The organism is Hydrogenophaga sp. SNF1, from assembly GCF_034421675.1.
Lineage (GTDB): Bacteria > Pseudomonadota > Gammaproteobacteria > Burkholderiales > Burkholderiaceae_C > Hydrogenophaga > Hydrogenophaga borbori.
In genome coordinates this window covers 3,981,024-4,004,597 of record NZ_CP139793.1, presented here as the reverse complement: position 1 = coordinate 4,004,597, position 23,574 = coordinate 3,981,024, and the positions used below count along the sequence as shown (strand labels likewise).

Below are 23,574 nucleotides of genomic sequence, written 5' to 3'. Positions count from 1 at the left end.
CGGCGCGCCACCATCGCGGCGTGCCCCACGCGCACCGACCCTTGGAGACAAGACCATGAACCCCACGCCCGACACCGGCGGCGCGCCGGACGCTTTGCGCTGGGAGGCCGGCGACACCAGCCGCATCCCCTTCGCCGTCTACACCGATGAGCAGCGCCACCGGCGCGAGCTCGAACGCTTCTTCTACCGTGGCCACTGGTGCTACGTGGGCCTGGAGGCCGAGATCCCCAACCCGGGCGACTACCGCCGTTCGGTGGTGGGCGAGCGCTCGGTCATCATGGTGCGGGCCGAGGGCGGCGCCATCCACGTGGTGGAGAACGTCTGCGCCCACCGCGGCATGCGCTTCTGCCGCGAGCGCCACGGCAACAAGAAGGAGTTCGTCTGCCCCTACCACCAGTGGAGCTACGCGCTCAATGGTGATCTGCAGGGCGTGCCCCTGCGCCGCGGCGTGCGCCAGGACGGCCAGGTCAAGGGCGGCATGCCGGCCGACTTCGACCCCAAGCAGCACCACCTCACGCAGCTGAAGGTGGCCGTGCGCGGCGGCGTGGTGTTCGCCTCCTTCGACCCCGAGGTGGAGTCGCTGGAGGACTACATGGGCCCGACCATCCTGGGCTACTTCGACCGCCTGTTCAACGGCCGAAAGCTCAACATCCTGGGCTACAACCGCCAGCGCATCCCCGGCAACTGGAAGCTGATGCAGGAGAACATCAAGGACCCGTACCACCCGGGCCTGCTGCACACCTGGTTCGTCACCTTCGGCCTCTGGCGCGCCGACAACAAGTCGGAGCTGCGCATGGACGCGCACCACCGACACGCGGCCATGATCTCCACGCGAGGCAGTGCGGGGCAGGCCACGGGCAGCGCCTCGCAGGTCACGCAGGTCTCCAGCTTCAAGTCCAGCATGCAGCTGGAGGACCCGCGCTTCCTCGACATCGTGCCCGAGCCCTGGTGGGGCGGCCCCACGGCGGTGATGACCACGCTGTTCCCCAGCGTGATCTTCCAGCAGCAGGTCAACAGCGTGTCCACGCGCCACATCCAGCCCGATGGCCACGGCGCCTTCGATTTCGTCTGGACGCACTTCGGCTTCGAGGACGACACACCCGAGATGACCCAGCGCCGCCTGCGCCAGGCCAACCTGTTCGGCCCGGGCGGTTTCGTCAGCGCCGACGACGGCGAGGTGATCGAGTTCTCGCAGCAGGGCTTCGAGAGCAAACCCGGCCACCGGGCGCTGGCCGAACTCGGCGGCCGCGAGGTGGGCGAGACCGACCACATGGTCACCGAGACCCTGATCCGCGGCATGTACGCCTACTGGCGCCAGGTGATGGAGGCCCCGCTATGAACCGCGACACCGCCGCCCTGGACCTGTCGCTCTACCACGAGCTTCAGGCCCTGTACGCCGATTACGCCTCGGCCGTGGACAGCGGCCAGTGGGACCTCTGGCCCGGCTTCTTCACCGAGGACTGCGTCTACAAGCTGCAGCCGCGCGAAAACCACGAGCGCGGCTTCCCGCTGGCCACGCTGTCCTTCGAGAGCCAGGCCATGCTGCGCGACCGCGTGTACGGCATCAAGGAAACCCTGTTCCACGACCCTTACTACCAGCGCCACGTCGTGGGCGCGCCGCTGGTGCGACGGAGGGACGAGCGCGGCGCGCTGCACTGCGAGGCCAATTACGCGGTGTTCCGCACCAAGCTGGATGGCCCGAGCACCGTGTTCAACGTCGGGCGCTACCTCGACGTGGTGGTGCGCACCCCGCAAGGCCTGAAGTTCGCGCAGCGGCTGTGCGTGTACGACAGCGAAATGATCCCCAACGCCATCATCTACCCGATATGACACAGAACAACAAGGAGCCCGATCCCCACGGCGGCCCGCTGCGGCGTTTCAACGACCCGGCCTACGTGCCCCTGTGCCGCAACCTGGCCGAGGTGCGCGAGAACATCGACGCGCTGGACCAGAAGATCGTGGCCCTGCTGGCCGAGCGCGGGCGCTACGTGAAGGACGCGGCCCGCTTCAAGCGCGACGCCTTCCAGGTGTCGGCGCCGGCGCGCCAGCAGCAGGTCATCGACAAGGTGCTGGCCCTGGCCGAGCGCCATGGCGCCTACCCCGAGGTGGTGGAGGCCTGCTACCGCGCGCTGATCGCCGGCTTCATCGCGCGAGAACAGACCGACTTCACCCAGATGAGCGACGTCGAAACCGGAGACCCGACATGAACCGAATCCAGAACCGCTGCGCCGCGCTGCTTGCCGGCCTCACGCTGGCCACCACCGCCGGGCAGGCCCTGGCCCAGGCGGCCCCGGCCACCGATTGGCCGCAGCGCCCGGTGCGCGTGGTGGTGCCCTATGGCCCAGGCTCCTCGCCCGACATCCTGGCGCGCCTCGTCAACGAGCGCCTGACGGCCCGCCTGGGCCAGGCCTTCATCGTGGAGAACCGCCCCGGCGCCGGCGGCAACTCGGGCACCGAGTACGTGGCCAAGGCCACGCCCGACGGACAGACCTTCCTGCTCTCGGTCAACGCGCCCCTGGTCTACAACACCATCCTCTACAAGAACCTGCGCTACGACCCGTTCCGCGAGTTGGCCCCGGTGACGCTGGCCGTGACCTCGCCCAACGTCTGCGCCGCGGCCAACAGCATGGGCGTGGATTCGGTCAAGGGCTGGCTGGACGCGCTGCGCGCGCGCCCGGGCCAGTACAACTTCGCCTCCACCGGCAACGGTTCCATCTCGCACCTGGGCGTGGAGCTGCTCAAGATCAAGACCAAGTCCTTCGCGGTGCACATCCCCTACGCCTCGTCCTCGCAGGCGGTCACGGCCATGCTGCAGGGCGACGTGCACTTCGCCTGCCTGCCCGGCGCCACCGTGATGCCGCAGGCCAAGGCCGGCAAGCTCAAGGTGCTGGCCATTACGTCGGCCGAGCGCTCGCCGCTGTTGCCCGAGGTGCCCACGCTCAAGGAGTCGGGCGTGCCCGACATCCAGGCCGCGCCCTGGTTCGCCTACATGGCGCCGGCCGGCACGCCGCCGGCCATCGTGCAGCGTTTGAACCAGGCCCTGGTGGCCACGCTGCGCGAGCCCGAGGTCGCCGAGAAGCTCAGGGCCCAGTACTTCGACGTGATCGCCAGCACCCCGGAAGAACTGGGCCGCTTCATGCGCGAGGAACAGGCGCGCTGGCGCCCCGTGATCCAGCGGGCCGGCCTGACGCCCGATTGACCCCGCGACGCAGGAGCACGACATGACCACCCCCCGATGGACCGACGTGGCCGCCGAGGCCGACCTGTTCGAGGGCGCCGGCATTCCCGTCGCGCCCGAGGGCCACGACATTGCCTTGTTCGCGATCGACGGCGAGGTGTTCGCCACCGACAACCTCTGCACGCACGGCCACGCCAAGCTCTGTGACGGCTTCCTGGAGGGCCACGAGATCGAGTGCCCCTTCCACCAGGGCCGCTTCGACGTGCGCAGCGGCGCGCCCACCTGCGCGCCGGCCACCGAGGCCGTGAAGACCTGGCCGGTGAAGGTGGAGGGCGGTCGGGTCTACCTGGACCTGGGCTGAGGCGGGCGGGGCGGCGCCCGCAACTTGCGCCGCGTCAACATGGGTGGCACCGGCGCCTCCTAGGATGAATTCGAGGGTTCACCACTGCGGCGTGGTGGTGTGGCCTTCGCTTCAACCCCACTGGAGGCATCCCATGAAAAAGTCGATCAAGTACGCGGCCGTGGCGGCCAGCCTGCTGGGCGCCCTGGCCGCGCAGGCGCAGGCGCCCCAGGCCACCGTTGACCTGGGCAAACTGGAGTTCACCGACAACTGCGCCGCGTGCCATGGCGTGGACGGCAAGGGCAACGGTCCGCTCGGCGGCCTGTTGCAGAAGAGTCCGCCGGATCTGTCGCAACTGGCGAAGAAAAACGGCGGCGTGCTGCCGGTCAACCGCATGTATGCGGTGATCGAGGGCACCGCCGCCATACCCAGCCACGGGGTGCGCGACATGCCCGTCTGGGGACGGGAGTACCGCATCGAGGAGGGGCAGCGCCTGCGCGAGGCGCGCGGCCTCTACGAGCCGGCCGAGGTGGTGCGCGCGCGCATCCTGACGCTGATCGAGTACATCAGCCGGCTGCAAACGCCGTGAGCCGCCGCGCGTTCAGCGCCGGCGCAGCAGCATCGCGTCGCCGTAGCTGAAGAAGCGGTAGCGCTGTTCGATGGCATGGCGGTACAGCGCCATTACGCGCTCGTAGCCCGCGAAGGCGCTCACCAGCATCATCAGCGTGCTCTTCGGCAGGTGAAAGTTGGTGATCAGCCGGTCCACCACCTGGAAGCGAAAGCCCGGCGTGATGAAGATCTGCGTGTCGCCCTCGGTGCGGCCGAAGGCGGCCCAGCTCTCCAGCGTGCGCACGGTGGTGGTGCCCACCGCCACCACGCGCCCGCCGCGCGCGCGGCAGGCCTCGATGGCGGCGATCGTGGCATCGGGTACGCGGTACCACTCGGCGTGCATGGTGTGCTCGGCGATGTTCTCGGTCTTCACCGGCTGGAAGGTGCCGGCGCCCACGTGCAGCGTGACCTCGGCCGTCTGCACGCCGCGCGCGCGCAGCGCGGTCAGCAGGGCCTCGTCGAAGTGCAGCGCGGCGGTGGGGGCGGCCACGGCACCCGGGTGTTTGGCGAACACGGTCTGGTAGCGGCGCTCGTCCTCGGTGGTGTCGCCGTGCTCGATGTAGGGCGGCAGCGGCACGTGGCCATGCGCGGCCATCAGGGCGTGCGGCTCGCCGCTGAAGCGCCAGCGGAACAGGGCGCCCTTCTCGTCGGGCCAACGGCCGAGCAGTTCGGCGCTGAAGCCGCCGTCCATCTCCAGCACCGCGCCCACCGAGGGCTTTTTGCTCACCTTCATGTGCGCCACCACCTCGTGGTTTTGCAGCACGCGCTCCACCAGCAGCTCCACGGCGCCGCCCGTGGCCTTGCGACCGAACAGGCGGGCCTTGATGACCTGGGTGTCGTTGAAGACCAGCAGGTCGCCGGGGTCCAGCAGGCCGGGCAGCTCGTGGAATACGCGGTCCACGGGCGCGTCGGCGCGGCCATCGAGCAGGCGCGAGGCGCTGCGCTCGGGCGCCGGGTGTTGGGCGATGAGTTCGGGGGGCAGAGCGAAGTCGAAGTCGCTCAGGGTGAAGCGGCGGTGGTCGGCGGGAGAGCTCATGTCGCTTGAGGGCCGGACGGACCCGTTCCAAGGAAGGGGGAGGGGCGAAGGCAGAATTGTCCCATGGCCGAACCCACCGCCACCGCCGCCCCAACCCCGCCCAAGGCCCTGTCCGCGCCGCAGAAGGCCATGCACAAGCTGGGCCTCAAGCGCGACATCGACCTCGCGCTGCACCTGCCCCTGCGCTATGAGGACGAGACCCGGGTGGTGGCCCTGCGCGAGGCGCGCGAGGGCTCGGTGGTGCAAATCGAGGGCACGGTCACGCACAGCGAGGTGCAGTACCGTGGCCGGCGCCAGCTGCTGGTGACGCTGGACGACGGCAGCGACACCTGCACGCTGCGTTTTTTCAGCTTCTACCCCTCGCACCAGAAAACGCTGGCGGTGGGCGCGCGCATCCGCGCGCGCGGCGAACTCAAGGGCGGCTTCGCGGGCTACACCATGCTGCACCCGGCGTTCAAGCTGGCGGGCGGTGAGCTGCCGAACGCGCTCACGCCCATCTACCCCACCAGCGCGCAGTTGCCCCAGGCTTACCTGCGCAAGGCCGTGGTGGGCGCGCTGGCCCGCGTGGACTTGCGCGAGACCCTGCCGCCCGATCTGCTGGCCTCGCTGCAGCGCACGGCGCGCGTGAGCCCCACGCTGCGCGAGTCGCTGCAGCAGCTGCACCACCCCGCGCCCGACGTGGCGCTGGCCGCGCTGGAGGATGGCAGCCACCCCGCCTGGCAGCGCCTCAAGGCCGAGGAGCTGCTGGCCCAGCAGCTGTCCCAGGCCCTGGCCAAGCGCGAGCGCGACGCCCTGCGCGCGCCCGCGCTGCCGCTGCGCCGCGAAGGCCTGCACGAGCAGCTGCTGGCGGCGCTGCCCTTCGCGCTCACGGCCGCCCAGCGCCGCGTGGGCGAGGAGATCGCGCTCGACCTGGGGCGCCAGGTGCCCATGCACCGCCTGCTGCAGGGCGACGTGGGCTCGGGCAAGACGGTGGTGGCCGCGCTGGCGGCGGCCATCGCCATCGACGCGGGCTGGCAGTGCGCGCTGATGGCGCCGACCGAGATCCTGGCCGAGCAGCACTTTCGCAAGCTCATCGGCTGGCTCGAGCCGCTGCTCGAACCGCTGGGCAAACGCGTGGCCTGGCTCACCGGCAGCCAGAAGAAAAAGCAGCGCGCGGAGATGCTGGCGCTCATCGCCAGCGGCGAGGCCGCCCTGGTGGTGGGCACGCACGCGGTGATCCAGGACCAGGTGGTGTTCCAGCGCCTGGCGCTGGCCCTCATCGACGAGCAGCACCGCTTCGGCGTGGCGCAGCGCCTGGCGCTGCGCGGCAAGACCGGTGGCGCGCTGGAGCCGCACCTTCTGATGATGACCGCCACGCCCATTCCGCGCACCCTGGCCATGAGCTACTACGCCGACCTGGACGTCTCCACCATCGACGAGCTGCCGCCCGGGCGCACGCCCATCGTGACCAAGGTGGTGAGCGATGCGCGTCGCGCCGAGGTGGTGGCGCGCATCCGCGGCCAGATCGACGAAGGCCGGCAGGTCTACTGGGTGTGCCCGCTGATCGAGGAGAGCGAGGCCCTGGACCTGAGCAACGCCACCGCCACGCACGCCGAGCTGTCGCAGGCCCTGCCGGGCGTGCTGGTGGGCCTGCTGCATTCGCGCATGTCGCCGGCCGAAAAGAAGGCGGTCATGTCGCTGTTCGAGCAGGGTCAGATGGGCGTGCTGGTGTCCACCACGGTCATCGAGGTGGGGGTGGATGTGCCCAATGCCTCGCTCATGGTGATCGAGCACGCCGAGCGCTTCGGACTGTCGCAGCTGCACCAGCTGCGCGGGCGCGTGGGACGCGGCGCGGCGGCCTCGGCCTGTGTGCTGATGTACTCGCCGCCCGAAGGCGGGCGCCTGGGCGAGACCGCGCGCGAGCGCCTGAAGGCCATGGTCGAGACCAACGACGGCTTCGAGATCGCGCGCCGCGACCTGGACATCCGTGGCCCGGGCGAGTTCCTGGGCGCGCGCCAGTCCGGGGCGCCGCTGCTGCGCTTCGCCGACCTGGCCACCGACACCCACCTGCTGGACTGGGCGCGCGAGGCCGCTCGGACCATGCTGGACCAACACCCGCGCGAGGCCGAGCAGCACCTGGCGCGCTGGCTCGGCAGCAAGGCCGAGTACCTGAAGGCCTGAGGGGAAGACGCGCAGCGGCGCAGAGGGGCAAAATACACCTCCATGACGCTCACCGAACTCAAGTACATCGTGGCCGTGGCCCGCGAGAAGCACTTCGGCAAGGCGGCCGAGGCCTGCTTCGTCTCGCAGCCCACGCTGTCGGTGGCGATCAAGAAGCTCGAGGAGGAACTCGAGCTCAAGATCTTCGAGCGCAACGCCAGCGAGATCGCGGTCACGCCCCTGGGCGAGGACATCGTGCGCCAGGCCCAGACCGTGCTGGAGCAGGCCGCGGCCATCAAGGAGATCGCCAAGCGCGGCAAGGACCCGCTGGCCGGCCCGCTCAAGCTCGGCGTCATCTACACCATCGGCCCCTACCTGCTGCCCGAGCTGGTGCGCCAGGTGATCGAGCGCACGCCGCAGATGCCGCTGGTGCTGCAGGAAAACTTCACCACCAAGCTGCTGGAGCAGCTGCGCCTGGGCGAGATCGACTGCGCCATCCTGGCCGAGCCGTTTCCCGACACCAACCTGGCCATCGCGCCGCTGTACGACGAGCCGTTCATGGCCGCCGTGCCGCACACGCACCCGCTGGCCGCGCAGGGCCACATCACGGCCGACGAGCTCAAGCGCGAGACCATGCTGCTGCTGGGCACGGGCCACTGCTTTCGCGACCACGTGCTGGAGGTCTGCCCCGAGTTCGCGCGCTTCTCCAACGACACCGAGGGCATCCGCAAGAGCTTCGAAGGCTCCTCGCTGGAGACCATCAAGCACATGGTGGCCGCCGGCATGGGCGTGACCCTGGTGCCGCGCCTGTCGGTGCCGCGCTCGGCCCTGGGCGGCCCCCAGGCGGCCCGCGACGACCTGGGCGATTCGCCCTACGTGCGCTACCTGCCGTTCCAGGGCGAGGCGCCCACGCGCCGCGTGGTGCTGGCCTGGCGGCGCAGCTTCACGCGCTACGAGGCCATCGCCGAACTGCGCAACGCCATCTACGCCTGCGAGCTGCCGGGCGTGAAGAGACTGTCGTGACGACCACCGCCCCCGCTCCGCGGGCGCCCTCGCGCCTGTCGCTCTGGCTCGACCTGATCCGCTGGAACCGCCCCGCCGGCTGGCTGCTGTTGCTGTGGCCCACGCTGTCGGCGCTGTGGGTGGCGGCGGGCGGCTTTCCCGGCTGGCACCTGCTGCTGGTGTTCACGCTGGGCACCGTGCTGATGCGCAGCGCCGGCTGCTGCGTCAACGACGTGGCCGACCGCGACTTCGACCGCCACGTCAAGCGCACCGCCCAGCGGCCCGTCACCTCGGGCCAGGTGTCGGTGAAAGAGGCGCTGGCCGTGGGCGCGGTGTTGGCCTTGCTTGCCTTCGGCCTGGTGCTCACCACCAATGCGCTCACCATCGCGCTGTCCTTCGCGGCGCTGGCGATCACCCTGGCCTACCCCTTCGCCAAGCGGCTGGTGTCCATGCCGCAGGCGGTGCTGGGCGTGGCCTTCAGCTTCGGCATTCCCATGGCCTTCGCGGCGGTGCAGGGGGCCGTGCCCACGCTGGCCTGGGTGCTGCTGCTGGGCAACCTGTTCTGGGTGCTGGCCTACGACACCGAGTACGCCATGGTCGACCGCGACGACGACCTTCGCATCGGCATGAAGACCTCCGCCATCACCCTCGGCCGCGCCGACGTGGCGGCGGTGACGGCCTTCTACCTGCTGCACCTGGCGATCTGGACCCTGGCCCTGTGGCCGCAGCTGCGCTCACCGGTGTGGCTGGCCGCGCTGGCCGTGGCGTTGGCCCAGGTGGCCTGGCACTTCACGCTGATCCGTGCACGCACGCGCGAAGGCTGTTTCGCGGCCTTCCGCGCCAACCACTGGCTGGGGTTCACGCTGTTCATCGGGGTGGCGGTCGGCCTGGTCTGAGGGCTTGGCTCGCCCAGGCAATGCTTCGCTGCCCTCCCTTTTTTCACAGATGCCCATTCGCCGCCTGACGTCCGACGACGCGCCCGCCTACCGCGAACTGCGCTTGCGCGCGCTGCGTGAGCACCCCCAGGCCTTCACCTCCGATTGGGAAGAGGCGAGCGCGCGGCCACTCGAGGAATCGCGGCAGCGCCTGGGGTCGGGTGAGGTGCCTTTCTGGGGCGCGTTCGACGACGGCGGCGCGCTGGTGGGCATGGTCGGTCTCGACTGCCCGTCGCGCGCCAAGCAACGGCACCAGGGCACGGTGGTGGCCATGTACGTGGCCAGGGAAGCGGCCGGGCGCGGCTGGGGGCGCGGGCTGCTGCGGGCGCTCATGGCCCATGCGGCGTCCATCGGGCGGACGGACCTGGTGCTCACCGTCACCGAAGGCAACGCATCCGCCATCCGGCTGTACCAGGAGGCCGGCTTCGTCGCGTTCGGCACCGAGCCGCGTGCCATCGTGGTGGACGGGCGCCTGCACGCCAAGGTGCACATGCACCGCCGCCTGGCCTAGTGGGCGCCGGTCCTACCGGCCGAACTCCTGCCCCAGTTCCTCGGCGCGTCGCTGCGCCGCCTTCAGCGCCGTTTCGAACGACGCCTTCATGCCCGCGTTCTCCATGGCCGTGAGCGCGGCGTAGGTGGTGCCCCCCTTGGAGGTGACGCGCTCGCGCAGCACCTGTGGCGGTTCGGCCGAGCGTTGCGCCAGCGTGGCCGCGCCCACGAAGGTGCCCACGGCCAGTTGCAGCGCGGTGTCGGGCGGCAGGCCCATGCGCGCGCCGGCGTCGCGCATGGCCTCGAGGAAATAGAACACATAGGCCGGGCCCGATCCGGACAGCGCGGTGACGGCGTCCAGATCGCGCTCGGTGGCCACCCAGACCAGCTCGCCCGTGGTGCGCACCACGCGCTCGACCAGGGCGCGGTCGGCGGCCGAGGCGCCGTCGCGCGCGAACAAGCCGGTCATGCCCAAGCCCACGAGCGCGGGCGTGTTGGGCATGGCGCGCACGATGCGCTGCGTGCCCAGCCAGACGGCCATGCTGTCGCTGGTGATGCCGGCGGCCACGCTCAGGTGCAGGGCGCCGCCCAGGTGCGGGCCGGCGGCGAGCGCCGCGTCCTTGAAGGTTTGCGGCTTCACGGCCCAGACCACCAGGTCCGACGGCTTGAGCCCTGCGCCCGCCGCGTCGAACAGCGCCACGCCGGGGAACTGCTGAGCCAGGCGGGCGCGCTGCTCCTCCCAGGGTTCGACGATCTGGAGGGCGCTGGGCGCATGGCCCTGGCGCAGCAGGCCGCCGATGACGGCGCTGGCCATGTTGCCGCCGCCGATGAAGGTGATGAGGGGGGAGGGGGATGCGGGCGTGTTCATGCGCGCGATTGTCGCCGCGCGCCGCGGCCCTAGGCAGCGGTGGTCTGCCGCACCGCGTGCTCCCAGGCCGCCATCTTCTCGGCCGCCCGCTCGCGCGAAATCTGCGGCTCGAAGCGGCGCTCGGCGCGCCACTGCGCGCTGAGTTCGTCCGTGCCCTGGTACACGCCCGCGTGCAGCCCCGCGAGGTAGGCCGCGCCGAGCGCGGTGGTCTCCACCACGGCCGGGCGCACCACGGGAATGCCGAGCAGGTCGGCCTGGATCTGCATCAGCAGGTCGTTGACGCTGGCGCCCCCGTCCACGCGCAGCTCGCTCACCGGCACGCCGCCCGCGGCCACGGCGTCGCGGCTCATGGCCTGCAGCAGGGCCGCGCTCTGAAAGGCGATGCTCTCCAGCGCGGCGCGCGCGATGTGCGCGATGGTGGTGCCACGCGTGAGGCCGGTGATGGTGCCGCGCGCATCGGGCCGCCAGTAGGGCGCGCCCAGGCCGGTGAAGGCCGGCACCACCACCACGCCGTCGGCGTCGGGCACGCTTTCGGCCAGGGCCTGCACCCCGCTGCTGGCTTCGATGGCGCGCAGGCCGTCGCGCAGCCACTGCACCACCGCGCCGCCGATGAACACGCTGCCTTCCAGCGCGTACTGCGCCGGGCCCGGCGCCTGCGCGCAGGACGTGGTGATGAGGCCGTTCTGGCTGGTCTGGAAGCGTTCGCCGGTGTGCATGAGCATGAAGCAGCCCGTGCCATAGGTGTTCTTGGCCATGCCGGCCCGAAAGCAGGCCTGGCCGAACAGCGCGCTCTGCTGGTCGCCGGCCACGCCCCCAATGGGGAGGGTGCCGCCCAGCCAGTCGGCATGCACCTGGCCGAAGTCGTCGCTGGACGGCAGCGTCTGCGGCAGCAGGGACCGCGGGATGCGCAGCAGTTCCAGCAGCTCGTCGTCCCAGTCGCGCGTGTTCACGTTGAACAGCATGGTGCGCGCGGCGTTGCTGTGGTCCGTGACGTGGCGCGCGCCGCGCGTGAGCTGCCAGATCAGCCAGCTGTCCACGGTGCCGAAGGCCAGCTCGCCGCGCTCGGCCTGTTCACGCGCGCCGGGCACGTGGTCCAGGATCCACTGCAGCTTGGTGCCCGAGAAGTAGGCGTCGATGCGCAGGCCGGTCTTGCGCTGCACCAGGGCCTCGTGGCCCTGTTCGCGCAGCGCGGCGCAGGCGCCCTCGGCGCGCCGGTCCTGCCAGACGATGGCGTTGTACACCGGCTCGCCGGTGCGGCGGTTCCACACCAGCGTGGTTTCGCGCTGGTTGGTGATGCCGACCGCGCGCACCTCGCCGGCGCGCAGACCCGCCTTGGCCAGCACCTCGCGCGCGGTCTCCCGCTGGGTGTTCCACAGATCGCGCGGGTCGTGCTCCACCCAGCCGGGCTGCGGGTAGATCTGCGGGAATTCGCGCTGGGCCATGGCCACCACGCGGCCCTGGCGGTCGAAGACGATGCTGCGCGAGCTGGAGGTGCCCTGGTCCAGGGCCAGCAGGTGGGTGGGGTCCATCGGTCGTGTTCCGGGGCTTTCAGGAAGCGAGTGCCGCGCGCTCGCCGGCGACCACGCATTCCACGTGGCTCTGCTCGATCAGCGCGTTGAAGGGGTCGGGCGGTGCCGCGTCGGTGAACAGGGCGTCGAGGTCGTCGAGCCGGGCCAGCTCCACCATGGCGGGTCGGTTGAACTTGCTGTGGTCGGCGGCCAGCCAGACCTGGCGCGACTGCGCCACGATGGCGCGCGCCACCTTGACCTCGCGGTAGTCGAAGTCGCGCAGCGTGCCGTCGGCTTCGATGCCGCTGATGCCGATCAGGCCGATGTCGACCTTGAACTGGTGCATGAAGTCCACGGTGGCCTCGCCCACGATGCCCTGGTCGGCCGCGCGCACCTGGCCGCCGGCGACGATGACCTCGCAATCGGGGTTGGTGCTCATGAGCGAGGCGATGTGCAGGTTGTTGGTGATCACGCGCAGGCCCCGGTGGCGCTGCAGCTCGCGCGCCACGGCCTCGATGGTGGTGCCGATGTTCATGATCAGCGAGCAGCCGTTGGGCACGCGCGCCGCCACGGCGCGCGCGATGCGCTGCTTGGCGTCGGCCTGCATGGCCTGGCGCTGGCGGTAGGCGATGTTCTCGGTGGTGGAGCCGGGCAGGCGCACGCCGCCATGAAAGCGGGCCAGCAGGCCGGCCTCGGCCAGGCGCTGCACGTCGCGGCGAACGGTCTGCAGGGTGACGCCGAAACGTTCGGCCAGGGCTTCGATGGTCTGGGGGCCGTGCGCGCGGACCTCGTCGAGCAGTTGCGTGTGGCGGGGATTCAGGTTCATGTCGGGGTGGCCGGCGATCGGGTTCCGAACATATCGGAAAACACTGATGGACTTCTAAGGGTATTTACCGAACATAAAAGGAAAAGAAACGAACAAAGATACGCGCAAACGAAAGCGCGGCGCCGGACTTATTGCACGCCGCGTCCACCACGCCCATGCAGCTGTCACTGGATCAGATCACCAAGACCGTGGGGCCTTCGGTCCACCTGTACCCGCTGAGCCTGGCGCCCGTGCCGGGCGCGGTCACGGTGCTGCTGGGCGCCACGCAGGCGGGCAAGACCAGCCTGATGCGCGTGATGGCCGGGTTGGACACCGCGAGTTCCGGGCGCGTGCTGGTGGACGGCGAGGACGTGACGCGCCGCCCGGTGCGCGAGCGCAACGTGGCCATGGTCTACCAGCAGTTCGTCAACTACCCCTCGATGACCGTGGCGCAGAACATCGCCTCGCCGTTGCGCCTGCGCGGCGAGCGCGATGTGGAGGCCCGCGTGCGTGCGCTGGCCGCGCGACTGCACATCGAGCCCTTCCTGGACCGCCTGCCGGCCGAGCTGTCGGGCGGGCAGCAGCAACGCGTGGCGCTGGCGCGCGCCCTGGCCAAGCGGGCGCCGCTGATGCTGCTCGACGAACCCCTGGTGAACCTGGACTACAAGCTGCGCGAGGAACTGCGCGAGGAGCTGTCGGCGCTGTTCGCCGCTGGCGAGGGCACGGTGGTCTACGCCACCACTGAGCCCGGCGAGGCCCTGCTGCTGGGCGGCCACACGGCCGTGATGGATGCGGGCGAGCTGCTGCAGTACGGCCCCACGGCCGAGGTCTTCCATCGGCCGAAGAGCCTGCGCGTGGCGCGCGCCTTCAGCGACCCGCCCATGAACCTGCTGCCCGCGCGGCGCGGCGCCCAGGGCGGCCTGCGCGTGGCCGGCGCGGCGGACTGGCCGCTGGACCTGCCCCTGTCGGCGGGCGATGACTTCGTGCTCGGTGTGCGCGCCGGCGGCCTGCGCGAGCGAGCACAACCCGGGGACCTGGCCATCGAGGGCCGTGTCGAGCTGGCGGAGATCGCGGGCTCCGACACCTTCGTGCATGTGCACAGCGCCGTGGGCGAATTGGTGGCGCAGCTGGTGGGCGTGCACAAGCTGGACCTGGGCGCGCCCATCCGGCTGCACCTGCACCCCGACCAGCTCTTCGTCTTCGACGCGAGCGGTCCGCTGGTGCGCGCGCCGCTGGTCCGCCAGGGAGCGCGTTGATGGCCCTGATCGAACTCGACCTCGCCCACGCCTACGCGCCGGACCCGCGCACCGACGAGGACTACGCCCTGCTGCCGCTGAAGATGGCGTTTCGAGACGGCGGCGCCTACGCGCTGCTGGGCCCCTCGGGCTGCGGCAAGACGACCATGCTCAACATCATCTCGGGGCTGCTGGTGCCTTCCCAGGGCACGGTGCGCTTCGACGGCCGCGACGTCACGCGCGAGTCGCCGCAGCAGCGCAACATCGCGCAGGTGTTCCAGTTCCCCGTCATCTACGACACCATGACGGTGGCGCAGAACCTGGCGTTCCCGCTGCGCAACCGCAAGGTGCCGCAGGCCGAGATCCGCCAGCGCGTGGGGCGCATCGCCGAGATGCTGGAACTCAGCGGCCAGCTCGACCACCGCGCCGCCGGGCTGAGCGCCGACCAGAAGCAGAAGATCTCGCTCGGGCGCGGCCTGGTGCGCTCGGACGTGTCGGCCGTGCTGTTCGACGAGCCGCTCACTGTGATCGACCCGCACCTGAAGTGGCAGCTGCGGCGCAAGCTCAAACAGATCCACCACGAGCTCAAGCTCACGCTGATCTACGTCACGCACGACCAGGTGGAGGCCCTGACCTTCGCCGACGAGGTGGTGGTGATGTCGCGCGGCCGCGCGGTGCAGAAGGGCACGGCCGCAGACCTGTTCGAGCGCCCCGCGCACACGTTCGTGGGCCACTTCATCGGCTCGCCCGGCATGAACTTCCTGCCCGCGCAGGCGGTGCGCGGCGGCGTGCTGGTGAACGAGCAGCCGCTGGCCTTCCAGGACGAGCGGCGTCTGCCCGAGGGGCCGGTCAAGCTGGGCATACGTCCCGAGTACCTGCGCCTGGGCGAGCCCGGCGACGGCCGCTCGCTGCCGGCCCGTGTGGGCCGGGTGCAGGACATCGGCACCCACTTCCTGCTCAGCTGCGAGCTCGGCCCGCACACGTTGAAGTGCCGGCTGGGCGCCGAGGCCGCGCCACCCGCCGTGGGCGACACCGTGCACCTGCGCCTGCTGGACGCGCACACCTGCTTCTACCGCGACGAACAACTGGTGGAGAACGCGACATGAGCGCCGCACGGCCGCCCGAAGGCGCTCGCACCGCAGTGCGCCGCACGGAGGTTTTCCCATGAGCGCCGCACGGCCGCCCGAAGGCGCTCGCACCGCAGTGCGCCGCACGGAGGTTTTCCCATGAGCACCATCAACAAACCCGTGAACCAGAAGGCCTGGTGGCTGGTGCTGCCGGTCATCCTGTGCGTGGCCTTCTCGGCCGTGCTGCCGCTGATGACGGTGGTGAACTACTCGGTGCAGGACATCATCTCGCCGCAGCGGCGCGTGTTCGTGGGCACCGAGTGGTTCGCCATGGTGATGCGCGACAGCGAGCTGCACCTGGCGCTGTGGCGCCAGATCCAGTTCTCGCTCGCCGTTCTGCTGGTGGAGATCCCGCTGGGCATCGCGCTGGCGCTGTCCATGCCCGCGCAGGGCTGGCGCGCCTCGGTGGTGCTGGTGGTCGTGGCGCTGTCGCTGCTGATCCCCTGGAACGTGGTGGGCACCATCTGGCAGATCTTCGGGCGCACCGACATCGGCCTGCTCGGCCACACGCTGGAGCGCCTGGGCTTCGCCTACAGCTACACCGGCGACCCGAGCCACGCCTGGTGGACCGTGCTGGTCATGGACGTGTGGCACTGGACGCCGCTGGTGGCGCTGCTGGCCTACGCGGGCCTGCGCAGCATCCCCGACGCCTATTACCAGGCCGCCCGCATCGACGGCGCCAGCCCGTGGGCGGTGTTCCGCTACATCCAGCTGCCCAAAATGCGCGGCGTGCTCATGATCGCCGTGCTGCTGCGCTTCATGGACAGCTTCATGATCTACACCGAGCCCTTCGTGCTCACCGGCGGCGGCCCGGGCAACGCCACCACCTTCCTGTCGCAGTACCTCACCACCAAGGCGGTCGGCCAGTTCGACCTCGGGCCCGCGGCCGCCTTCTCGCTGATCTACTTCTTCATCATCCTGCTGTTCTGCTTCGTGCTCTACAACTGGATGCAGAGCCTGGGCACGTCGGACAAGGAGCAGGGCCATGCGTGAATCCCGTTTCCGCGCGCGCACGCTGTTCCTGATGGCCTACCTGGTGTTCGCGCTGCTGCCCATCTACTGGATGGTGAACATGAGCTTCAAGACGAACGGGGAGATCCTGTCCTCGTTCACGCTGTGGCCCGAGACCTTCACCTGGGACAACTACCGCACCATCTTCACCGACGCCTCGTGGTACTCGGGCTACATCAACAGCCTGATCTACGTCGGCATCAACACCGCGATCTCGCTCACGGTGGCGCTGCCCGCGGCCTACGCCTTCTCGCGCTACCGCTTCCTGGGCGACAAGCACGTGTTCTTCTGGCTGCTCACCAACCGCATGACGCCACCGGCGGTGTTCCTGCTGCCCTTCTTCCAGCTCTACACCACGCTGGGCCTGATGGACACGCACATCGCCGTGGCGCTGGCGCACCTGCTGTTCAACGTGCCGCTGGCGGTGTGGATCCTGGAAGGCTTCATGAGCGGCATCCCGCGCGAGATCGACGAGACCGCCTACATCGACGGCTACAGCTTCCCGCGCTTCTTCTTCACCATCTTCCTGCCCCTCATCAAGGCCGGCGTGGGCGTGGCCGCGTTCTTCTGCTTCATGTTCAGCTGGGTGGAGCTGCTGCTGGCGCGCACGCTCACCAGCGTGAACGCCAAGCCCATCGTGGCGACGATGACGCGCACGGTGTCGGCCTCGGGCATGGACTGGGCCACGCTGGCGGCGGCCGGCGTGCTGACCATCGTGCCGGGGGCGATCGTGATCTGGTTCGTGCGGCACTACATCGCGAAGGGCTTCGCGATGGGCCGCGTCTGACAAGCCCGTTCCCAACGATTGGAGGACCCCATGTTCGACTGGATGGTCTGGACCCCGCCGGTGGCGATCTTCTTCACCGCCATCGCGCTGCTGCTCTTTGGCATGACGGTGTGGGAAGTCCGTGCGCCCACCATCGAGCGCAAGGGCTTTCTGCCCATGAAGACCACGCGCGGCGACCGGCTCTTCGTGGGCCTGCTCGGCGCCGCGTACATCAACCTGGCCTTCGTCGGCATGGCCGGTCGCTTCGCCGAATGGTTCCGGCTGGAGCAGGAGCCCTCGGCCTGGATCGGTTTCGCCGTCTCGATGCTTTGGCTCGCCCTGGTGATGCGCAAGGGCTGAGCGAGGTTCTCAACGACCGGACCGCCGCTTCCCCGGTGCCGTGTCGATCCGCTGGCGGGGAGGCACACCATCAACACCCAAGGAGACAACATGAAACTGCGACACACGGCGCTCGCTGCGCTGATCGCGACCGGCGCGGCGCTGCCCGCCTGGGCGGATGAGGCCGCCGCCAAGCGATGGATCGACAGCGAGTTCCAGCCGTCGACCCTGAGCAAGGCCCAGCAGGCGGCGGAGCTCAAGTGGTTCATCGACGCCGCCGAGAAGCTCAAGGCCAAGGGCATCAAGGAAATTTCTGTGGTGTCCGAGACCATCACCACGCACGAGTACGAGTCCAAGACCCTGGCCAAGGCCTTCAGCGAGATCACGGGCATCACCGTCAAGCACGACCTGATCCAGGAAGGCGACGTGGTCGAGAAGCTGCAGACCTCGATGCAATCGGGCAAGTCCATCTACGACGGCTGGATCAGCGACTCCGACCTCATCGGCACCCACTACCGCTACGGCCAGATCCTCAACCTCACCGACTACATGGCCGGCGCGGGCAAGGACTTCACCAACCCGGGCCTCGACCTCAAGGACTTCATCGGCACCAAGTTCACCACCGGCCCCGACGGCAAGCTCTATCAGCTGCCCGACCAGCAGTTCGCCAACCTCTACTGGTTCCGCGCCGACCTGTTCGCGCGCCAGGACCTGAAGGACAAGTTCAAGGCCAAGTATGGCTACGACCTGGGCGTGCCGCTGAACTGGAGCGCCTACGAGGACATCGCCGAGTTCTTTACCAACGACGTGAAGACCATCGACGGCAAGCCCATCTACGGCCACATGGACTACGGCAAGAAGGACCCGTCGCTGGGCTGGCGCTTCACCGACGCCTGGCTCTCCATGGCCGGCACCGCCGACATCGGCACGCCCAACGGACTGCCGATCGATGAATGGGGCATCCGCGTGGCCGCCGACAAGTGCACGCCGGTGGGCGCCTCGGTGGCGCGCGGCGGCGCGACCAACTCGCCGGCGGCCGTCTACGCGCTCACCAAGTACGTGGACTGGATGAAGAAGTACGCGCCCAAGGAGGCCACGGGCATGACCTTCGGCGAGGCGGGTCCCGTGCCCGCCCAGGGCCAGATCGCGCAGCAGATCTTCTGGTACACGGCCTTCACCGCCGACATGACCAAGCCAGGCCTGCCGGTGGTCAATGCCGACGGCACGCCCAAGTGGCGCATGGCCCCCGGCCCCAACGGCCCGTACTGGAAGCAAGGCATGCAGAACGGCTACCAGGACGTGGGCTCCTGGACCTTCTTCAAGAACCACGACGCCAACCGCACCGCGGCGGCCTGGCTTTACGCGCAGTTCATCACCGCCAAGACCACCTCGCTGAAGAAGACCATCGTCGGCCTCACGCCGATCCGCGAGAGCGACATCCAGAGCAAGGCCATGACCGACATGGCGCCCAAGCTGGGCGGGCTGGTGGAGTTCTACCGCTCGCCCGCGCGCGTGGCCTGGAGCCCCACGGGCACCAACGTGCCCGACTACCCCAAGCTCGCGCAGCTGTGGTGGCAGAACGTGGCGCAGGCCGTCACGGGTGAGAAAACGCCGCAGCAGGCCATGGACGGCCTGGCCGACCAGATGGACCAGGTGATGGCCCGTCTGGAGCGCGCCGGCATGGAACGCTGCGCGCCCAAGCTCAATCCCAAGGGCGACCCCAACAAGTGGCTGAGCGACAAGGCCGCGCCCTGGAAGAAGCTGGCGAACGAAAAGCCCAAGGGCGAGACCATCGCCTACGATCAGCTGCTCAACGCCTGGAAGGCGGGCAAGGTCCGCTGACCGTTGCCCCGCGCCGTGTTGCCCCGGGCGCCTCACGCCCGGGGCCCGTCCGCCCTGTTTCGCATGAACCGAGAACAACGACTCGCCACCCTCGCCGGTACCGAACGCTTCGACCTGGTGGTCGTGGGCGGCGGCGCCACCGGCCTGGGCGTGGCGCTCGACGCCGCGCTGCGCGGCTTCTCTGTCGCCCTGTTCGAATCGCATGATTTCGCTGGCGGCACCTCCTCGCGCGCCACCAAGCTGCTGCATGGCGGCGTGCGCTACCTCGCGCAAGGCAACGTGGCCCTGGTGCGCGAGGCCCTGGCCGAGCGCACCACGGTCATGGCCATCGCGCCCCACCTGGCGCAGCCGCTGCCTTTCGTCATGCCCAGCCACCAGTGGTGGCAGACGCCGTTCTACGGCATCGGGCTCAAGCTGTACGACCTGCTGGCCGGGCGCGCCGGCCTGGGGTCCACCGAGTTCCTGGACCGTGCCCGCACCCTGGCCGCCCTGCCGGGGGTGAACCCCCAGGGGCTCAAGGGCGGCGTGCGCTACTGGGACGGCCAGTTCGACGACGCGCGCCTGGCCATTGCGTTGGCGCGAACCGCCGAGGCCGCGGGCGCGGCGGTGTTCAACCACGCCGAGGTCAGCGCCATCGCCGCCGACGGCAACGGGCACGCGCTCACCGTGAAGGACCGCGTGGGCGGCGCCGAACACCGGGTGCGTGCGCGCTGCGTCGTCAACGCCACCGGCGTCTGGGTCGACGCCCTGCGCGAGGCCGCGGGAACCCCGTCGCACATGGTGCGGCCCAGCCAGGGCGTGCACCTGGTGGTCGACCGCGACTTTCTGGGCGGGGAGCACGCGCTGCTGGTGCCCCGAACCCGCGACGGGCGCGTGCTGTTCGCCGTGCCCTGGCTGGGCAAGCTGATCCTGGGCACCACCGACACGCCGCGCCAGGACCTGGCGCGTGAGCCCGAACCGTTCGCGCAAGAGCTGGGCTTCATCCTTGACGAAGCCTCGCGCGCGCTCAGCCGGCCGGTGCGCCGCGCCGACATCCGCAGCGCCTGGGTGGGCCTGCGCCCGCTGGTGGCGCCGCCGAGCGACGGCGGCGCCGGCACCAAGGCGCTGTCGCGCGAGCACACGGTGGTGGTCGACCGCAACGGACTGGTCACGGTCACCGGTGGCAAATGGACCACCTACCGCGCCATGGCCGAAGACGTCCTGCAGCAGTGCTTCGACGCCGGCCGCCTGCCGCCCCGCCCCGGTGGGCAGAGCGCCAGGCACCGCCTGGTGGGCGCGCCGGTGCGCGCATCGGTGCCCATCCACGCCGCGCCCGGCTGGCACCTGTACGGCACCGAGGCCGAGCGGGTGCGTGGCCTGCCCGGCGCCGATCAGGCGCTGGGCCTGGGCCTGCACGCCGCGATGGTGCGGTTCGCGGTTCGATGTGAGCATGCGCTCACTGTTGAAGATGTGCTGGCCCGCCGCTGGCGTGCGCTCTTTCTGGACGCCACCCAGGCGGCGCGCATGGCGGGCTCGGTGGCCGCCATCCTGCGCGAGGAGGGCATCGCCGACCCGCGCACCGACGACTTCCTGGCGCTCGCCCGTCGTTACGCCGCACCCGGTGTTTGACGGGCGCCGTCGACTCATGCCATAATGCGCGGCTTCGCTCCCTTTTTGGGGGGTGATGTATCTTGGCGAAAGCCTTCTGCCCACCGAAGGGTGGCCTCCGCCGCGGCAGCAGCCGCTTGCAGTGGAAGCCCTCCAACGACGGGCCCAAGACTGATCGCTGTTGTCCGTGGTGGACAACAGCATTCAAGTTGGGACTTAAATCAAATGATTCAAACGCAATCTCGACTCGATGTTGCTGACAACACGGGTGCGAAATCCGTGATGTGCATCAAGGTGCTCGGCGGCTCCAAGCGCCGCTACGCCAGCGTGGGCGATGTCATCAAGGTCAGCATCAAGGAAGCAGCGCCTCGCGGCCGCGTCAAAAAGGGCGAGGTCTACAACGCCGTGGTGGTGCGCACCGCCAAGGGCATCCGCCGCCAGGACGGCGCACTGATCAAGTTCGACGGCAACGCGGCTGTGTTGCTCAACGCCAAGCTGGAGCCCATCGGCACCCGCATCTTCGGCCCGGTGACGCGCGAGCTGCGCACCGAGAAGTTCATGAAGATCGTGTCGCTGGCCCCCGAGGTCCTCTGAGGTAAGCACCATGAACAAGATTCGTACCGGTGACGAAGTCATCGTGATCGCGGGGCGCGACAAGGGCAAGCGGGGCAAGGTGGCCTCGCGCACCGACGAGCAGCACCTCGTGGTCGAGGGCGTCAACGTCGTCAAGAAGCACGCCAAGCCCAATCCCATGAAGGGCGTGACGGGTGGCATCGTCGAGAAGACCATGCCCATCGATCAGTCCAACGTGGCGATTTTCAACGTGGCCACTGGCAAGGCCGACCGCGTGGGCATCAAGGTTCAGGCCGATGGCAAGCGCGTTCGCGTCTACAAGTCCAGCGGCGAAGAGATCAAGGTGGCATGACCATGGCACGTTTCAAGCAACACTACGCCGAGAAGGTGGCGCCCGAGCTGACCAAGAAGTTCGGCTACAAGTCGCCGATGGAGGTGCCGCGCATCACCAAGATCACGCTCAACATGGGCGTGAGCGAGGCGGTCGCCGACAAGAAGGTGATGGACAACGCCGTGGGCGACCTCACCAAGATCGCTGGCCAGAAGCCCGTCGTGACCAAGGCCAAGAAGGCCATCGCCGGCTTCAAGATCCGTGAGCAACAGGCCATCGGCTGCATGGTCACGCTGCGCGGCGCCCGCATGTACGAATTCCTTGACCGCTTCGTCACCGTGGCCCTGCCCCGCGTGCGCGACTTCCGCGGTATCTCGGGTCGTTCGTTCGATGGCCGTGGCAACTACAACATCGGCGTCAAGGAACAGATCATCTTCCCCGAGATCGAGTACGACAAGGTCGATGCCCTGCGTGGCCTGAACATCAGCATCACGACGACCGCCAAGACCGACGAAGAGTGCAAGGCTCTGCTGGCGGGTTTCCGTTTCCCCTTCAAGAACTGAGGTGGCGTGTGGCTAAACAAGCACTGCTCCAACGTGAACTCAAGCGCGAGAAGCTCGCCGCCAAGTTCGCCAAGAAATACAACGAGCTCAAGGCCATCGCCGGCGACGCCAAGAAGTCGGACGAAGAGCGCGAAGCCGCCCGCCTGGCGCTGCAAAAGCTGCCCCGCAACGCGAACCCGACCCGTCAGCGCAACCGCTGCGAGATCACCGGTCGCCCGCGTGGCACCTTCAACCACTTCGGCCTGGCCCGCGCCAAGGTCCGCGAAATGGCTTTTGCCGGCGAAATCCCCGGCATCACCAAAGCCAGCTGGTAAGCCTTAGGAGAACCCCACATGAGCATGAGTGATCCTATCGCCGACATGTTGACCCGTGTCCGCAACGCGCAGATGGTCGAGAAGGCCACCGTGGCGATGCCGGCGTCGAAAGTGAAGGCGGCGATCGCCCAGGTCCTGAAGGACGAGGGCTACATCGAAGACTTCAAGGTGGTCAACGAAGGCGGCAAAAGCGAGCTGGTCATCACCCTGAAGTACTACGCCGGCCGTCCCGTGATCGAGCGCATCGAGCGCGTGAGCCGTCCCGGCCTGCGCGTCTACCGTGGCCGCAACGCCATTCCCCAGGTCCAGAACGGCCTCGGCGTGGCGATCGTGACCACCCCGCGCGGCGTCATGACCGATCGCAAGGCGCGCGCCACCGGTGTCGGTGGTGAAGTGCTGTGCTACGTGGCCTGATGCGGGCATCGAGGAGAGACTGAAATGTCACGTATTGGAAAACTGCCGATCACGGTTCCCACCGGGGTCGAGGTCGTCCTCAAGGACGGCCTGATCAACGTCAAAGGCGCCAACGGTGCCCTGAGCTTGGCCGCCAACGCGCTGGTCAAGATCGACATCAACGCCGGCAAGGTGACCTTCGCGCCGGTCGACGAGTCGCGCGAAGCGAACGCCATGTCCGGCACCATGCGCCAGCTGGTCAACAACATGGTTACCGGTGTCAGCAAGGGCTTCGAGAAGAAGCTCAACCTGGTCGGCGTGGGCTTCAAGGCCCAGGCCCAGGGCGCCAAGCTCAACCTCACGGTGGGCTTCTCGCACCCGGTGATCATGGACATGCCCGCCGGCATCAAGGTGGAAACGCCCGCGCCCACGGAAATCGTGATCAAGGGTGCCGACCGCCAGCGCGTCGGCCAGATCGCGTCGGAAGTGCGCGCCGTGCGTCCGCCCGAGCCCTACAAGGGCAAGGGCATCCGCTATGCGGATGAGAAGGTCGTGATCAAGGAAACCAAGAAGAAATAAGGAGT

The 23,574-nt window shown here is 69.2% G+C and carries 27 protein-coding genes; 23 read left to right on the top strand and 4 right to left on the bottom strand.

Annotation, left to right across the window (positions count from 1 at the left end):
- Positions 1-55 precede the first annotated feature (55 nt).
- From SOM08_RS19195 to SOM08_RS19170, 6 genes are all read left to right on the top strand, one after another.
- Entirely contained in the window at positions 56-1,339 is a 1,284-nt protein-coding gene (locus SOM08_RS19195; protein ID WP_116959748.1) for an aromatic ring-hydroxylating dioxygenase subunit alpha, read from the top strand.
- Positions 1,336-1,830: an aromatic-ring-hydroxylating dioxygenase subunit beta gene (locus SOM08_RS19190; protein WP_116959750.1), complete on the top strand. Its 495-nt coding sequence runs from the start codon at positions 1,336-1,338 to the stop codon at positions 1,828-1,830. Before SOM08_RS19195 ends, SOM08_RS19190 begins: the two co-directional genes overlap by 4 nt.
- Entirely contained in the window at positions 1,827-2,207 is a 381-nt protein-coding gene (locus tag SOM08_RS19185; RefSeq protein WP_116959752.1) for a chorismate mutase, read from the top strand. The genes SOM08_RS19190 and SOM08_RS19185 overlap by 4 nt, the downstream gene beginning before the upstream one ends.
- A complete protein-coding gene (locus SOM08_RS19180; RefSeq protein ID WP_116959755.1) occupies positions 2,204-3,199 on the top strand; it encodes a Bug family tripartite tricarboxylate transporter substrate binding protein in 996 nt (331 codons plus the stop codon). Before SOM08_RS19185 ends, SOM08_RS19180 begins: the two co-directional genes overlap by 4 nt.
- A 22-nt stretch (positions 3,200-3,221) precedes the next feature.
- The gene (locus SOM08_RS19175) at positions 3,222-3,539 is read left to right on the top strand and encodes a non-heme iron oxygenase ferredoxin subunit (RefSeq protein ID WP_116959757.1); all 318 of its coding nucleotides are present in this window, start codon (positions 3,222-3,224) and stop codon (positions 3,537-3,539) included.
- A 133-nt stretch (positions 3,540-3,672) separates the two neighbouring features.
- Positions 3,673-4,107 (top strand): c-type cytochrome, encoded by a 435-nt coding sequence (locus SOM08_RS19170; RefSeq protein ID WP_181936510.1) that lies wholly within the window; start codon positions 3,673-3,675, stop codon positions 4,105-4,107.
- A gap of 12 nt (positions 4,108-4,119) precedes the next feature.
- On the opposite strand, the gene queA is transcribed toward SOM08_RS19170, so the two are convergent.
- Positions 4,120-5,163, bottom strand: a complete 1,044-nt coding sequence (gene queA, locus SOM08_RS19165) for a tRNA preQ1(34) S-adenosylmethionine ribosyltransferase-isomerase QueA (protein ID WP_116959760.1) — start codon at positions 5,161-5,163, stop codon at positions 4,120-4,122.
- A gap of 63 nt (positions 5,164-5,226) precedes the next feature.
- Here queA and recG point away from each other — a divergent pair, with 63 nt between their 5' ends.
- Genes recG through SOM08_RS19145 form a run of 4 tightly spaced genes read left to right on the top strand, consistent with a single transcriptional unit; the run spans position 5,227 to position 9,750 of the window.
- Complete coding sequence (gene recG / locus SOM08_RS19160; RefSeq protein WP_322469527.1) at positions 5,227-7,323, top strand: ATP-dependent DNA helicase RecG; 2,097 nt, start codon at positions 5,227-5,229, stop codon at positions 7,321-7,323.
- 42 nt (positions 7,324-7,365) lie between these two features.
- The gene (locus tag SOM08_RS19155; RefSeq protein ID WP_070399504.1) at positions 7,366-8,325 is read left to right on the top strand and encodes a hydrogen peroxide-inducible genes activator; all 960 of its coding nucleotides are present in this window, start codon (positions 7,366-7,368) and stop codon (positions 8,323-8,325) included.
- Positions 8,322-9,200 carry a 4-hydroxybenzoate octaprenyltransferase gene (ubiA, locus tag SOM08_RS19150; protein WP_322469526.1) on the top strand — a complete coding sequence of 293 codons (879 nt, stop codon included), beginning with the start codon at positions 8,322-8,324 and terminating at the stop codon, positions 9,198-9,200. The genes SOM08_RS19155 and ubiA overlap by 4 nt, the downstream gene beginning before the upstream one ends.
- A 49-nt stretch (positions 9,201-9,249) precedes the next feature.
- Positions 9,250-9,750 (top strand): GNAT family N-acetyltransferase, encoded by a 501-nt coding sequence (locus SOM08_RS19145; RefSeq protein WP_116959766.1) that lies wholly within the window; start codon positions 9,250-9,252, stop codon positions 9,748-9,750.
- Positions 9,751-9,762: 12 nt separating this feature from the next.
- On the opposite strand, the gene proC is transcribed toward SOM08_RS19145, so the two are convergent.
- From proC to SOM08_RS19130, 3 genes are read right to left on the bottom strand one after another with little or no spacing between them, the layout of a single operon-like run.
- Complete coding sequence (gene proC, locus SOM08_RS19140) at positions 9,763-10,596, bottom strand: pyrroline-5-carboxylate reductase (protein WP_322469525.1); 834 nt, start codon at positions 10,594-10,596, stop codon at positions 9,763-9,765.
- A 29-nt stretch (positions 10,597-10,625) separates the two neighbouring features.
- Complete coding sequence (gene glpK / locus SOM08_RS19135; protein WP_322469524.1) at positions 10,626-12,125, bottom strand: glycerol kinase GlpK; 1,500 nt, start codon at positions 12,123-12,125, stop codon at positions 10,626-10,628.
- A gap of 19 nt (positions 12,126-12,144) precedes the next feature.
- Positions 12,145-12,930 (bottom strand): DeoR/GlpR family DNA-binding transcription regulator, encoded by a 786-nt coding sequence (locus SOM08_RS19130; protein WP_116959770.1) that lies wholly within the window; start codon positions 12,928-12,930, stop codon positions 12,145-12,147.
- Between the two features lie 155 nt (positions 12,931-13,085).
- Here SOM08_RS19130 and SOM08_RS19125 point away from each other — a divergent pair, with 155 nt between their 5' ends.
- From SOM08_RS19125 to rplF, 13 genes are all read left to right on the top strand, one after another.
- Positions 13,086-14,165: an ABC transporter ATP-binding protein gene (locus tag SOM08_RS19125; RefSeq protein ID WP_116959915.1), complete on the top strand. Its 1,080-nt coding sequence runs from the start codon at positions 13,086-13,088 to the stop codon at positions 14,163-14,165.
- Positions 14,165-15,250, top strand: coding sequence for an ABC transporter ATP-binding protein (locus tag SOM08_RS19120; RefSeq protein WP_116959773.1), 1,086 nt, complete (start codon positions 14,165-14,167; stop codon positions 15,248-15,250). Before SOM08_RS19125 ends, SOM08_RS19120 begins: the two co-directional genes overlap by 1 nt.
- A gap of 120 nt (positions 15,251-15,370) precedes the next feature.
- Positions 15,371-16,264 (top strand): carbohydrate ABC transporter permease, encoded by an 894-nt coding sequence (locus tag SOM08_RS19115; RefSeq protein ID WP_116959776.1) that lies wholly within the window; start codon positions 15,371-15,373, stop codon positions 16,262-16,264.
- Positions 16,257-17,069: a carbohydrate ABC transporter permease gene (locus tag SOM08_RS19110; protein ID WP_116959777.1), complete on the top strand. Its 813-nt coding sequence runs from the start codon at positions 16,257-16,259 to the stop codon at positions 17,067-17,069. Before SOM08_RS19115 ends, SOM08_RS19110 begins: the two co-directional genes overlap by 8 nt.
- A 30-nt stretch (positions 17,070-17,099) precedes the next feature.
- Positions 17,100-17,408 carry a DUF2160 domain-containing protein gene (locus SOM08_RS19105; RefSeq protein ID WP_116959779.1) on the top strand — a complete coding sequence of 103 codons (309 nt, stop codon included), beginning with the start codon at positions 17,100-17,102 and terminating at the stop codon, positions 17,406-17,408.
- A 90-nt stretch (positions 17,409-17,498) separates the two neighbouring features.
- On the top strand, positions 17,499-19,229 hold the full coding sequence (locus tag SOM08_RS19100; protein WP_116959781.1) for an ABC transporter substrate-binding protein: 1,731 nt from the start codon (positions 17,499-17,501) through the stop codon (positions 19,227-19,229).
- Between the two features lie 63 nt (positions 19,230-19,292).
- On the top strand, positions 19,293-20,837 hold the full coding sequence (locus SOM08_RS19095; RefSeq protein WP_322469523.1) for a glycerol-3-phosphate dehydrogenase/oxidase: 1,545 nt from the start codon (positions 19,293-19,295) through the stop codon (positions 20,835-20,837).
- A gap of 204 nt (positions 20,838-21,041) precedes the next feature.
- Positions 21,042-21,410 carry a 50S ribosomal protein L14 gene (gene rplN, locus SOM08_RS19090; RefSeq protein ID WP_009514936.1) on the top strand — a complete coding sequence of 123 codons (369 nt, stop codon included), beginning with the start codon at positions 21,042-21,044 and terminating at the stop codon, positions 21,408-21,410.
- A gap of 10 nt (positions 21,411-21,420) precedes the next feature.
- Positions 21,421-21,741, top strand: a complete 321-nt coding sequence (gene rplX / locus SOM08_RS19085) for a 50S ribosomal protein L24 (protein ID WP_116959785.1) — start codon at positions 21,421-21,423, stop codon at positions 21,739-21,741.
- Positions 21,738-22,283, top strand: a complete 546-nt coding sequence (gene rplE, locus SOM08_RS19080) for a 50S ribosomal protein L5 (protein ID WP_416186972.1) — start codon at positions 21,738-21,740, stop codon at positions 22,281-22,283. Before rplX ends, rplE begins: the two co-directional genes overlap by 4 nt.
- Before the next feature lie 8 nt (positions 22,284-22,291).
- Complete coding sequence (rpsN, locus tag SOM08_RS19075; RefSeq protein WP_116959786.1) at positions 22,292-22,597, top strand: 30S ribosomal protein S14; 306 nt, start codon at positions 22,292-22,294, stop codon at positions 22,595-22,597.
- An 18-nt stretch (positions 22,598-22,615) separates the two neighbouring features.
- Positions 22,616-23,011, top strand: coding sequence for a 30S ribosomal protein S8 (gene rpsH, locus SOM08_RS19070; protein WP_070399518.1), 396 nt, complete (start codon positions 22,616-22,618; stop codon positions 23,009-23,011).
- A 24-nt stretch (positions 23,012-23,035) separates the two neighbouring features.
- Complete coding sequence (gene rplF / locus SOM08_RS19065; RefSeq protein WP_116959788.1) at positions 23,036-23,569, top strand: 50S ribosomal protein L6; 534 nt, start codon at positions 23,036-23,038, stop codon at positions 23,567-23,569.
- Positions 23,570-23,574: the final 5 nt, after the last annotated feature.

What these genes read in the sequence shown, in the direction of transcription:
- SOM08_RS19195 (WP_116959748.1), top strand. Translation starts at nt 56, where the DNA reads ATGAACCCCACGCCCGACACCGGCGGCGCGCCGGACGCTTTGCGCTGG.
- SOM08_RS19190 (WP_116959750.1), top strand. Translation starts at nt 1,336, where the DNA reads ATGAACCGCGACACCGCCGCCCTGGACCTGTCGCTCTACCACGAGCTT.
- SOM08_RS19185 (WP_116959752.1), top strand. Translation starts at nt 1,827, where the DNA reads ATGACACAGAACAACAAGGAGCCCGATCCCCACGGCGGCCCGCTGCGG.
- SOM08_RS19180 (WP_116959755.1), top strand. Translation starts at nt 2,204, where the DNA reads ATGAACCGAATCCAGAACCGCTGCGCCGCGCTGCTTGCCGGCCTCACG.
- SOM08_RS19175 (WP_116959757.1), top strand. Translation starts at nt 3,222, where the DNA reads ATGACCACCCCCCGATGGACCGACGTGGCCGCCGAGGCCGACCTGTTC.
- SOM08_RS19170 (WP_181936510.1), top strand. Translation starts at nt 3,673, where the DNA reads ATGAAAAAGTCGATCAAGTACGCGGCCGTGGCGGCCAGCCTGCTGGGC.
- queA (WP_116959760.1), bottom strand. Translation starts at nt 5,163, where the DNA reads ATGAGCTCTCCCGCCGACCACCGCCGCTTCACCCTGAGCGACTTCGAC.
- recG (WP_322469527.1), top strand. Translation starts at nt 5,227, where the DNA reads ATGGCCGAACCCACCGCCACCGCCGCCCCAACCCCGCCCAAGGCCCTG.
- SOM08_RS19155 (WP_070399504.1), top strand. Translation starts at nt 7,366, where the DNA reads ATGACGCTCACCGAACTCAAGTACATCGTGGCCGTGGCCCGCGAGAAG.
- SOM08_RS19145 (WP_116959766.1), top strand. Translation starts at nt 9,250, where the DNA reads ATGCCCATTCGCCGCCTGACGTCCGACGACGCGCCCGCCTACCGCGAA.
- proC (WP_322469525.1), bottom strand. Translation starts at nt 10,596, where the DNA reads ATGAACACGCCCGCATCCCCCTCCCCCCTCATCACCTTCATCGGCGGC.
- glpK (WP_322469524.1), bottom strand. Translation starts at nt 12,125, where the DNA reads ATGGACCCCACCCACCTGCTGGCCCTGGACCAGGGCACCTCCAGCTCG.
- SOM08_RS19130 (WP_116959770.1), bottom strand. Translation starts at nt 12,930, where the DNA reads ATGAACCTGAATCCCCGCCACACGCAACTGCTCGACGAGGTCCGCGCG.
- SOM08_RS19125 (WP_116959915.1), top strand. Translation starts at nt 13,086, where the DNA reads ATGCAGCTGTCACTGGATCAGATCACCAAGACCGTGGGGCCTTCGGTC.
- SOM08_RS19120 (WP_116959773.1), top strand. Translation starts at nt 14,165, where the DNA reads ATGGCCCTGATCGAACTCGACCTCGCCCACGCCTACGCGCCGGACCCG.
- SOM08_RS19115 (WP_116959776.1), top strand. Translation starts at nt 15,371, where the DNA reads ATGAGCACCATCAACAAACCCGTGAACCAGAAGGCCTGGTGGCTGGTG.
- SOM08_RS19110 (WP_116959777.1), top strand. Translation starts at nt 16,257, where the DNA reads ATGCGTGAATCCCGTTTCCGCGCGCGCACGCTGTTCCTGATGGCCTAC.
- SOM08_RS19105 (WP_116959779.1), top strand. Translation starts at nt 17,100, where the DNA reads ATGTTCGACTGGATGGTCTGGACCCCGCCGGTGGCGATCTTCTTCACC.
- SOM08_RS19100 (WP_116959781.1), top strand. Translation starts at nt 17,499, where the DNA reads ATGAAACTGCGACACACGGCGCTCGCTGCGCTGATCGCGACCGGCGCG.
- SOM08_RS19095 (WP_322469523.1), top strand. Translation starts at nt 19,293, where the DNA reads ATGAACCGAGAACAACGACTCGCCACCCTCGCCGGTACCGAACGCTTC.
- rplN (WP_009514936.1), top strand. Translation starts at nt 21,042, where the DNA reads ATGATTCAAACGCAATCTCGACTCGATGTTGCTGACAACACGGGTGCG.
- rplX (WP_116959785.1), top strand. Translation starts at nt 21,421, where the DNA reads ATGAACAAGATTCGTACCGGTGACGAAGTCATCGTGATCGCGGGGCGC.
- rplE (WP_416186972.1), top strand. Translation starts at nt 21,738, where the DNA reads ATGACCATGGCACGTTTCAAGCAACACTACGCCGAGAAGGTGGCGCCC.
- rpsH (WP_070399518.1), top strand. Translation starts at nt 22,616, where the DNA reads ATGAGCATGAGTGATCCTATCGCCGACATGTTGACCCGTGTCCGCAAC.
- rplF (WP_116959788.1), top strand. Translation starts at nt 23,036, where the DNA reads ATGTCACGTATTGGAAAACTGCCGATCACGGTTCCCACCGGGGTCGAG.